The sequence below is a fragment of the Megasphaera massiliensis genome, assembly GCF_000455225.1.
GTDB lineage: Bacteria > Bacillota > Negativicutes > Veillonellales > Megasphaeraceae > Megasphaera > Megasphaera massiliensis.
In genome coordinates this window covers 429,026-439,606 of the sequence record NZ_HF954537.1, presented here as the reverse complement: position 1 = coordinate 439,606, position 10,581 = coordinate 429,026, and the positions used below count along the sequence as shown (strand labels likewise).

5 protein-coding genes and 1 pseudogene are annotated in these 10,581 nt (G+C 46.7%); all 6 read right to left on the bottom strand.

Translation table 11 applies throughout. From position 1 onward, the window contains the following. Positions 1 to 356: 356 nt before the first annotated feature. Positions 357 to 1,397, bottom strand: coding sequence for a hypothetical protein (locus TX77_RS05420; RefSeq protein WP_044503783.1), 1,041 nt, complete (start codon positions 1,395 to 1,397; stop codon positions 357 to 359). Further along, entirely contained in the window at positions 1,357 to 1,707 is a 351-nt protein-coding gene (locus TX77_RS13585) for a hypothetical protein (protein WP_154651864.1), read from the bottom strand. The genes TX77_RS05420 and TX77_RS13585 overlap by 41 nt, the downstream gene beginning before the upstream one ends. Then, positions 1,704 to 1,943: a hypothetical protein gene (locus tag TX77_RS05415; protein ID WP_154651863.1), complete on the bottom strand. Its 240-nt coding sequence runs from the start codon at positions 1,941 to 1,943 to the stop codon at positions 1,704 to 1,706. The genes TX77_RS13585 and TX77_RS05415 overlap by 4 nt, the downstream gene beginning before the upstream one ends. Positions 1,944 to 2,141: 198 nt before the next feature. Beyond that, a pseudogene (locus TX77_RS14320) lies at positions 2,142 to 2,210 on the bottom strand (hemagglutinin repeat-containing protein); the annotation flags it as partial. Between the two features lie 911 nt (positions 2,211 to 3,121). Beyond that, positions 3,122 to 3,604 (bottom strand): hypothetical protein, encoded by a 483-nt coding sequence (locus TX77_RS05405; protein ID WP_044503780.1) that lies wholly within the window; start codon positions 3,602 to 3,604, stop codon positions 3,122 to 3,124. Positions 3,605 to 3,619: 15 nt separating this feature from the next. Beyond that, positions 3,620 to 10,546 (bottom strand): two-partner secretion domain-containing protein, encoded by a 6,927-nt coding sequence (locus TX77_RS12950; RefSeq protein WP_195891165.1) that lies wholly within the window; start codon positions 10,544 to 10,546, stop codon positions 3,620 to 3,622. Between the last annotated feature and the right edge of the window lie 35 nt (positions 10,547 to 10,581).

Sequence of the window (10,581 nt, the reverse complement as noted above, 5' to 3'; positions counted from 1 at the left end):
ACCAATAAGGTGTCCAAATTCATCATGCTTTCCGGTAGAAGTAGCGGTTCGATCGCCTCCTATATTATATTGTTTGTCTAAATACGCCGTATTTCCGTTTGCATCAACACCATAAATCCGATTATATTGATCGATACCGGCAATAGTATAAATGTCTCCTCCTGCTTCAAATGTATTCGTCTGTTGATAGGTTCCATCTGAGGAAACAAGAACGCGTACGCTAAACTCAAAATCATTTTTTTGAGAAAGAAGAGTCTTCCGTTAAAATCTGCCTAATTTCTTTTTCTTCTTCGCAGATTCCTTATCTAGAACAGATACCCTCTTACGGTATGTACGGTATATACACTATTGTTCCCTTAATTATCCATGTATTGATGAAATTCTGCTTCAATCAACTTTAGATTCAGAGGAGCGCAATACCCCGTTAGTGAGGCATCATGGCTAGGAAATAATTGTTTGACTTCGTCAGGTATATCATAAAATTTATGTTGCACAGCATCATATAAATACGGAGAATAATACCAATAGTCGACATGGTCAATTATCGAATAAGCTGCCAACGCCGGATCGAATAGGGGAACTTCACCACTTGTGTGAGAAAATAGAATAATAGCAATATGGCCCATATTTCCAACAACGTTCAAGCTCCCATAGCTAGGAGTTCTAAGCTTGGTTTGCGTTTCATCTTTTAACGATACCATTTTCGCCATATCTTTCCTCTCGATAATAACCGATTCTCCTTCAATTCCCCATCCACGAACTCTTTCCTTAGAGGATAACGGTAACATCTTTTTATCACCATAATCTTCATCCAAAACAAGGAAATCACCCTGTCTAAAAAATAACCTTCCATCCCTCGTAATCAATGGAGTTTCATAACTTTCCAATTGTATTTTTTCTATTTTCAAATCCGCTTTACTTAGTTTATACAGAAAACGCCCAGACAAAACATAATAGGATCTCTCAGTAATATAAATTTTAGGATAAGCACCTTCTTCTATTCGTTGATTGCTTAATGTTTCCAATATAATCCGCCGCTGGCTATTACCTTCGGTAATCACTTTAAAAATTAATTCACTGGGAGATTTCGTATTGATATAAGCAACAAGAATTTTATCATCATCAATTTTACAATCACAAGCCTGATGATTGATTATTTCCGGAAATACAAGCTTGTTTCTATCCAACGTGACATGATAATACCTTTCCTGAGGATAAACAAAAGTACAAGAATCACCTGAATTAATCTCAAGAACAGTAAGTGGTCCCCACTCTACTCCTTCCTTGCCACGGCTGAATAAAAGCCACCCAGTAAAAAGGCCTGCCAGTATAAAGATAAAAACCATTACTTTAAATTTAATTTTCCTTTGGATCGTAAATTGCTGAAACCAAACCACTTGCAACCCCCCATTGCTGCAATTTCCAATTAACTATATAAGGAGATATTTCATCACTCAAATCATTCAATAGCCAATTATCTTTCCCACTAGGTCCATAAAGAGCTAACATCGTAGTTGTCGTACAATTATTCGCAAGTAACTGATAATCAGAGTCTTCTCCATTTCGATAAGAATCACCTGAATAAATTTTATTCCCGTTTACATCTTCTCCAATAATTATTCCATTTGGCGGATTATAACTATAGTAGCCATTGTTCAGGATCGTTTGATTATAATAATATGCTATATCATTGGCATTTAAATTCACCCAATATAAGGTTTGCCCATCCTTGCCTGGATAATAGTGATAATCAAATGTATATGTTCCAGATCCATTACTTCCATCGTCAGCGTCCCCGTCGTCAGGCTGTTTTTATTTGCTGCCGCAGTACTGTCCAGGAGCGCTCCCGTAAGATGCGTATTATCGCCAACATGTATCGAAAAACCGCCTTCGCCGGCATAGATACCAGCCTGATTCGTTACGCTGGCATAGTCGCTGTCCATACGGCCTTTTCCCCAGAAAGCCGAGCTGCTTGTCGTTCCCGGGACATACGGTGTGGAATCATACTTACGTAAGGAGTCTGACAGCCATTCCTTCTTACTGCCGGACGACATGGATACGGATATACCGCCACCTAGGGAAGAGTTGTTTCCTCGATACATTTCCGTATCCTGCAAGCTGGTGATGTGCAGATTTCCGCCTATGTCTGCTTTTACCGTATTCCCACCGACCTGAGAACCTGTAATATTCATATCCTTCCCGGACTGCATGGTCAGCGTATCCGACGCCGTCACCGTCGTCCCTTCGTCCTTTTTCCTTCGAGAAACTGGCGTCGCCACCGCTGATAGCCCCGCCGGTAATCGTCATCCTAAGGGAAGATCCTTTGCTATTGTAATTTTCTGCTATGGTCTGCGTATTGGTCGCGGCTCCCAGGTCAATATCATGAGACGCTGCCAGGGTAACGTTCTGCCCCTGTATCGTTTCACCAATAGCTTTAATATTTCCTTTCGCGGTGTCTTCACTGCCGGCAGCCAGCGTGATCGTCCCTTCACTTGCCAGGGTCCCACCGGCATAGGTGACAGTATCCTTCTGGTATTCCTGCTTAAATGAGCTGGAGCCGATACCTACATGAATCCCGACAGAACCGATTCCGCCTTGTTTCATGTTTTGGATCTGATCGTTCAGCGTCTTGCCGCCTTCATAGGCTTCCAAAGCCTGCAAGGTCTTATTATCCCGCGTCTGGGCCGTGCGGATAGTGCTTCGCAATCCTTCCGCAGCTTCCATGACCGGGCTGCTCAGTCCGATAGTAAGGCCCGACATAGATTCTTCATGGGTCTGCCGTTCATGGGCTTCGTTCTGCTTACCATCTAGAATCATGTCCTGAGCCGCCACCTCTACGCCGGTCTTGCCAACCATATCCGTCGTCGTCAGGTGCGCGGTATCGCCGGCCGCAATCGTTACGCTACCTTCGGAGGACCCGATGGTCGTCCCGATCTGCGTCTTGAACTCGCCTTCATAGTTATCCTGCATCTTCTGTGTACCAACCATGATTCCAAGGCCGGCACCCAATACGCCTGAGGATTTGACCTTCGTGTAAGCCGTCGCCTTGTCATACTGCGGATCATTTTGGGCTGAAGAAGCGCCGCTTTCCGCAAGTGGATCCAATGACAAAAGAATGACTTTAATATCTAAATGGATATTTCATATGTTGTTTTTTTAATTGGTCGTAATATTTTCTTTCTCTCGGAAGTAAGTCATTTATATCATTAATTAGTATTAATTTATTCTTATATGTCTTTTTATATTGAATCCATCTCATGACGGCCTCTTTAGTTGTATTTTCATCATAATATACTTTGATTTGTGATTCCTTTTCATATATACATATATATCCACTTTTACCATATGAATACACACAATCATTATCAATAAAAATCGCCTGACCCTTATTTTCTAAAGTAAAAGAATTCTTAGTATCTACAATCCAGTTTCCATCAAACTCACTCCCCGATATACTATAATGGCTTGGTGTTGCCAAATATTTAGCAACGCAAAGAAAAAAGTCATTATTTAATAACGTTAACATAAAAAACGAGCCCACAAAAGTTAAAAGTAGCGATATACCTATAAAAATATACTTTATCATTGTCTTAATTTTGGACACAGCAATCACCTACTTCTATACAGTCACGTCAATACGAACACCATAAATATACGGTGTCAATAATCCTGCCGCTTGAAAAATCGCCGCTATATTGTTAATATAAACAACGCCTTCTCGAGCTATTCCTTGTCCAAAATTAGCAAATTCAGTTAAAGACATGCCTGACGGCATTCTTAACTCCGGATAATTCAACATCTCAAAATTATATACATCTTTGGCCTGTCCTTTCGCACTAAAAGTACCATCATAATTATGTGTAATAGTCGCCGCAATTTTTATTTTTCCAAAAGCTAAATTATTATATCCAGAAGTTCGGATACTAAAATAAAATGTTTGAGATTCTCCTATAGGTATTTGACTACCATAATTTCGAATTTCCGAAATTAATTCAGGATCACTATTTAGATGATTATATGCACTAGTACCAATATCAAACCATTGCTTTTCCCCACTACCATGTAAAGCATGCTGAAACATCTGAGCAGCTAATCCTAAATTTTCATTATTAACCAAATTTAGTGAACTACTATCAGCAATATCAAATAAATTATTTTCAACCCAAATTTTGGTAGTTTCATCATATACATTATAACTGGTTTTAGATAATTCGATTTGATCATTCACATCTACTGCATAGATTGCATCATTAAGTGTTGCAAATTCTCCTTCCGTGATATTATTATCAAACATATTATTCCATTTCATCCCATACTGTGCCGTGGCGCTGCCTATCTGTATAGCTTTTCCAATAGACGCATTGACCGTAGCCCCCAGTGCGGCACTAATCCATTGCGCTTTCGCCGGGTCGCCTCCGGACCATTCTTCAAGCTTATTAATCAATAATTCATTCGTAAAACCAGCGGCAAAGCCACTGCCTGCTCCATTCCCGGCAATCTGTGACGAGATTTCTGCTACGATACCATGAGCCAAGGCCTTATCGAAGGTCCCGTCACGATCATATTGATGAAGCAGTTCATTGGCATTTTTAGAGAATAGTTGTGCCAGTTCCTGCCGTTCCTTAATCTCTTTCTTATCAAAAATCTGATCCAGTTTATGAAGGGCATCGGCCGTATTCCGGTTAATCTGAGACAAATCCATTTGCGCTTTCGTCGTACTGATTGTCCCCGGTACAATAGCTGACTCAGTAACAGACGCCGATTCATCCTGCGCGCCCGGCGAAATAGACGGCGTAAGGCCGCTCTGATTGAAATGCCTGTTACGCTCACTTTCTGAGTCATAGTGATGATAGGAGACACCAATATTCTTCACATCGTATTCTGCCTTATTGCCGATATCTTCCATCGTCAGCGTCCCCGTCGTCAGGCTGTTTTTATCTGTCACCGCAGTACTGTCTAGGAGCGCTCCCGTAAGATGCGTATTATCTCCAACATGGACTGTAAAACCACCTTCACCGGCATAGATACCGGCCTGCTTCGTTACGCTGGCATAGTCGCTGTCCATACGGCCTTTTCCCCAGAAAGCCGAGCTGCTTGTCGTTCCCGGGACATATGGGGTGGAATCATACTTACGTAAGGAGTCTGGCAACCATTCCTTCTTACTGCCGGACGACAGGGATCTGGATATACCGCCACCCAGGGAAGAGTTGTTTCCTCGATACATTTCCGTATCCTGCAAGCTGGTGATGTGCAGATTTCCACCTATGTCTGCTTTTATCGTATTCCCACCAACCTGGGAGCCCGTAATATTCATATCGTTCCCGGACTGCATGGTCAGCGTATCCGACGCCGTCACCGTCGTCCCGGCATGGGGCGTCATTGTCGTCGTCCCTTCGTCTTTTTCCTTCGAGAAGCTGGCGTCGACACCACTGATAGCCCCGCCGGTAATCGTCATCCCAAGGGAAGATCCTTTGCTATTGTAATTTTCTGCTATGGTCTGCGTGTTCGTCGCGGCTCTAAGATCAATATCATGAGACGCTGCCAGGGTAATGTTTTGCCCCTGTATGGTTTCGCCAATGGCTTTGATATTTCCTTTCGCTGCATCGTTACTGCCGACAGCCAGCGTGATCGTCCCTTCACTTGCCAGCGCCCCGCCGGCATAGGTGACCGTATCCTTCTGGTATTCCTGCTTAAATGAGCTGGAACCAATACCTACATGAATACCGACAGAACCGATTTCATCCTGCTTCATAGCGTGAATCTGATTGTTCAGCGTCTTGCCGCCTTCATAGACTTCTAAAGCCTGTAAGGTCTTATTATCCCGCGTCTGGGCCGTGCGGATAGTGCTTCGCAATCCTTCCGCAGCTTCCATGACCGGGCTGCTTAGTCCGATCGTAAGGCCCGACATGGATTCTTCATGGGTCTGATGTTCATGGGCTTCGTTCTGCTTGCCGTCGAGAATAATATTCTGAGCAGCAATAGCTACACCGGTCTTGCCAATAATATCCGTGGTCGTCAAATGCGCCGTATCACCGGCCGCAATCGTTATGCTACCTTCAGAGGAGCCGAGGGTCGTCCCGATCTGCGTCTTGGACTCGTCTTCGTAATTATCCTGCATCTTCTGTGTGCCAACCATGATTCCAAGGCCGGCCCCCAATACGCCCGAGGATTTGACCTTCGTGTAGGCCGTAGCCTTGTCATACTGCGTATCCGACGTCGTCGTCACATTCCGTCCTGCCGCAACGGTTACATCATGCTGTCCGGCAACAGTAGCTGCTGTCAGATTCACATCCTGTGCAGCACCCAGTTGTACCGCATGTCCCGTAACCGTCGTGCCAAGGACCCGTTGATGATCGTCATGGGTGCGGACGGTCGTCGTAGAACTCGACAGTAACCCCGACTCTTTATGCTTCAGGCCATAGTCGTCTACGGCAGTTTCACGACCCGTCGTGAAGTTGATATCCCGACCGGCTGCCATAGCAACCGTACCGTTATCGCTGTTGATATACGCCGCCCGCGCATGGATATCCTGACCAGCCTGGACCGCAACGCCGCCTTTAGCCTCCATCGATGTCCCGACTTCCGTCTGCCGCTGTGTCCGCAGATAGTTATCCTTGTTGAGGGTCATATCCTTACGAGCATTCAGTGTCTGTGACGTCAAGTTGACATTCTTCCCGGCCTGCAAGATCACAGCCCCTTTTTCACCTAAAGCCTGCAGGGAAGCCCCGGCCAGATTCAAATCACGGCCGGCACTGATGACGGCCACACCCTGGCTTCCCGTAACAGCAATGCCTGCCGTACGGTTAAGGACATCCTGATTGGCCAAATGGTCCACCGTATTTTCAAGCGTAATCTCCCCTTTTGCCTGCATCCGGAGTCGGTCGGCAGCCGTAATCAATCCTGTTTGATGGATATTATTTTCACTAACTATAGCGACGTCCTGCCCCTGAACATGGCCGGCATTGTCCACAGAACCGGCCTGGACTTGGACATTCTTACCGATAAGTATCCCACTGTTTGTGACGGCATCCTTTGTATCAACAATCAGCGTATTGGCGCTGATGAGACTTCCGTCAGCCAAAAGCTGTTGTCTGCTTCCGGCCCGCAGATAGACATGCGGATAAATGACGGTTTCTTTTTGACCGTCTACGGTAACCGTCTTCGTTTCCAGCCAGACCATATCGCTCGTAAGCGCAGCTGCCTGAGCCGCCGATAAGGACACACCGGGCACCAAGCCCATGGCTTTGGCATACGTAATGCCAGCGTCCATCAGTGCTTTATACTGCGTCATATCGTCCGTATAATCACCAAGATAACGGCGCCCTGTCTGGTCAAGGATCTGACTGCGGATAAGATACTGTTCATAGAATCCGTCACCCAGCCGTTTCGGGGCTTTATCCGGGTCCCACTGCAGCTGCTGATACATATAGTCCGAAGACAGGAAATTCCGTTTATTCGTAAAGGCCGGATCTGTTTCTACAAGATATTTCGCCGTCGTTTCCGGATGGAGCGTATAAAGGGAACTGGTTAAATTAGCCGCCGTTATCTGCCAGGAAGCCGGTGTCGATGCAGGGTGTTTGGTATCGAGGGAGAACGGATCTAAATATGAAGAGGCTTCATTGCGTGCCGTCTCGGTAATATCCTGTCGATCCGGTACGGTTCCGTGATCCGCATAAGCACCTACAGCCAAAGATGAGGTATTGCTTAAATCTTCCTGGGGTGTCATGAAAACTTCCGAGTTATACCCGCGGCGTCTCGATTTATGGGGCCAGTGTCGTTTATAGGTATAGCTGCCCTGGGTCGTCCCAAACGTTACGGTCCGTTCCTGATTTTCCTTGGATATATTGACGACAGCACCGGACGCTGCAAGGGTCGTCCCTGCCGTAATCTGGCTGTTCGTATTATAAACGGCCCCGTCCAGCTTCATAGCCTGCCCGCTGCGGATAACGCCGGCATTGGTAGACTGTACTTCTTCATGAGAGGTCTGGGAATGGCTGCGGATAATCGTATAATTGTTAATCTTTTGGGTATCTGTCAGGCCTAAGGCCGCATTATGCTTTTCAGCTTGTGCATTGTAAGCTGTAATCTTTTCATCCAGCTGATTCAAGAGCGTTTGGAACTGGCTGTCCCAAGCATTCTGTGCATCACCAGCCGTTTCCGGGCGACCTGTCGCCATGGGTACCAAGCCAAAGGTCTGGAAAACAGGGTCATTCCATTCATAATTCGGAATCAGACTGCCGACTGGATGATCCGGGTCTGCCATTTCTCCGGGGTCAGGCGCTTCTACTGTATCATAGGCCGGCTCATACGTAGGCATAGCCTTAGGATGATGATAAGCCCCATAACCGCTGGAAAGGTTCGAGAACTCACTGCGGTCAAAGGCTTCTCCCTGTTCGGGATGGCCTGCCTGATCGATACGGATTTTCTCTGGATTATCTACCCATTCGCTGCTGACGCGTTTCGCAGAGAAAACGTCGTTTTCATTGCGAATCTGCCCGGCCTGAATCGTCAGGTTCCCCATGCTTTCAATAGAGGCACCCTGATTGGTCAGCGTGTCAGAAGCCGTTAACTGCATATCCCCACCACTGTACAGCATCGCATTATGTCGGTTTTCGATAGATTTTGCCTGTACGGTCAGCGAATTACGGGCTGCAATCGTCCCGGCTTTATGTGCCTCCAGTTCTTTTTGAACAGACTTCACAACCGCGAGTTGAGCCTCATAATCTTTATCTGCACTGGCAATAGCCGCCTTATACTGTGCTTCTTGGGCACTGCTGGTATATTTCGTGACATCTGCCGCATAGGCAGCTTCAAGGGCCTTTTCTTTTTCAGCCAGGGTCTTCATCGCTGCGGCCAGCTGTTCTTCCAGCTCAGCCTGACGGTAGTTTTCCAACCGATTTGTCTGAATGACCACGTCATCCCCATACATGCGCCCGTTTTCGTGATTGATGATACTTTCTGACGTCACGGCAACGTGATGCGTCCCATTAATCAGCCCCGTATTATCAAGGGTCGTCGTTTGTTGGACAATATCTTGTCCGTTCATGTCTCCGGTCGCAGTATTCTTGATTCCCTGTCCGGCTTCAACGGTCAGTGTCTTACCGCTTTCTATCCTGCGGCTGTTCATCAAGGTTCCATCGGTATTCAGGGTAAGGTTTCCATCAGCCATAACCGTCCCCATGTTCGCTGCACTATGGTCATTGCTCAGAGATTGATGCGTGGTAATCGTCGCATCCCCACCGCTGGCAATGACACCATTCAGCGGCAGTACATCTGAGTGAATCTTCAAATCCCCTTTTGAAGAAATCTTCCCTTTTTCCATATCAAGTATCTGCGCAGCCTGAATAGCAGCATCCCCCTGAGCAGATAGTTCCCCTTCACGGTTGGAAATCGTCTGTGCCTGTACATCCAAACTGCCGCCACTGACTACTTGGGCTTTATCATTCTGCAAGATTGTTGTCTTAACCGTGAGATTTCCCTTTTGCTGGACCTTGCCGTCCCGGCTGACACCGGCTCCGATAACACCGGTATTGACAATCCCGCTGTCCGACTGGATGACAGCCTCTCTGCCACTGGCCAAAGTCTGTTCACTCGTTACGGTACCGGTCGTATGCATGTTTAAAGCAGCATCACTATAAGCAGTCCCCGTCTTAGCAATATGAAGGTCCCCGTTATTTTCAAGAGATAAGGACTGAGATGCTGATATCGTACCTGCTATATTGACACCCAGGCCTTTTTCAGTACCCACAAGATAAATACGGTTGGCATACATGCCTCCGAGTGCTGCCACATCCAGTGCCACTTTCGGAGCCGTACGCATGCCTTCTTCATCCGCGGACGCTGGTGTTGTCTCCAAGGAGCCATAAGTAACTTCATTACGCCCCGTTACGATATGCGCCTCTTTCGCCCAGACACCTGCATTAAGCTGCACGGCCCGTGCCAGCATATCGACCTGATCCGTTTCTGAGGCGTCGAGGCCTTTACCCTCTACTTGGACGGTACCATCCGCTACCTGAATCGAAGCGACGTCCCCACTTTCTGCATACCGCGGTCGTCCCGTCGTGAGCATAGCCCGCGATGTATTGAGGAATCCACCGCCATTGACAGCGATACCGTTCGGATTGGCAACAATGACGCCGGCCCGGTCACCCGCTACTTCCAGAAAGCCCTTCATGGCCGTTTTATTCGTTCCAGTCACTTCATTGACAATAAGTTTAGCAGTGCCACGTCCTAAATTGGGGTTCGCTTGGACATATCCGGCAAGCTTCGTATTCGTCACCTTATGGGCATTGTTCAGGACCGCCCCCTTTTCCGGGACGTTGAAATCCGTATACAAATTGCGTGATACGCCAGAGGCCGTCGGAGCCGTAATCTGGACTAAAGGAATACCATTTGACGTCTGCTGTACCAGCGGTTGATGGGCCGCAGGCGCTTTGGGATCCGGCAAAATCGGTGCATCTGCTGCAAAGATGGCCGCCGGTTCAGCAATGAAAAGTCCCATGAGCAGCCAGGCTGTAATTTGTCGCGTCAAGATTGTATATTTCATTTCTGTCATCTCGTTTCTTCCATTACTTGCAAATA

Excerpts from the sequence above, each read along its gene's own strand:
- TX77_RS12950 (WP_195891165.1), bottom strand. The coding sequence starts at position 10,546 with ATGAAATATACAATCTTGACGCGACAAATTACAGCCTGGCTGCTCATG.
- TX77_RS05415 (WP_154651863.1), bottom strand. The coding sequence starts at position 1,943 with ATGGACAGCGACTATGCCAGCGTAACGAATCAGGCTGGTATCTATGCC.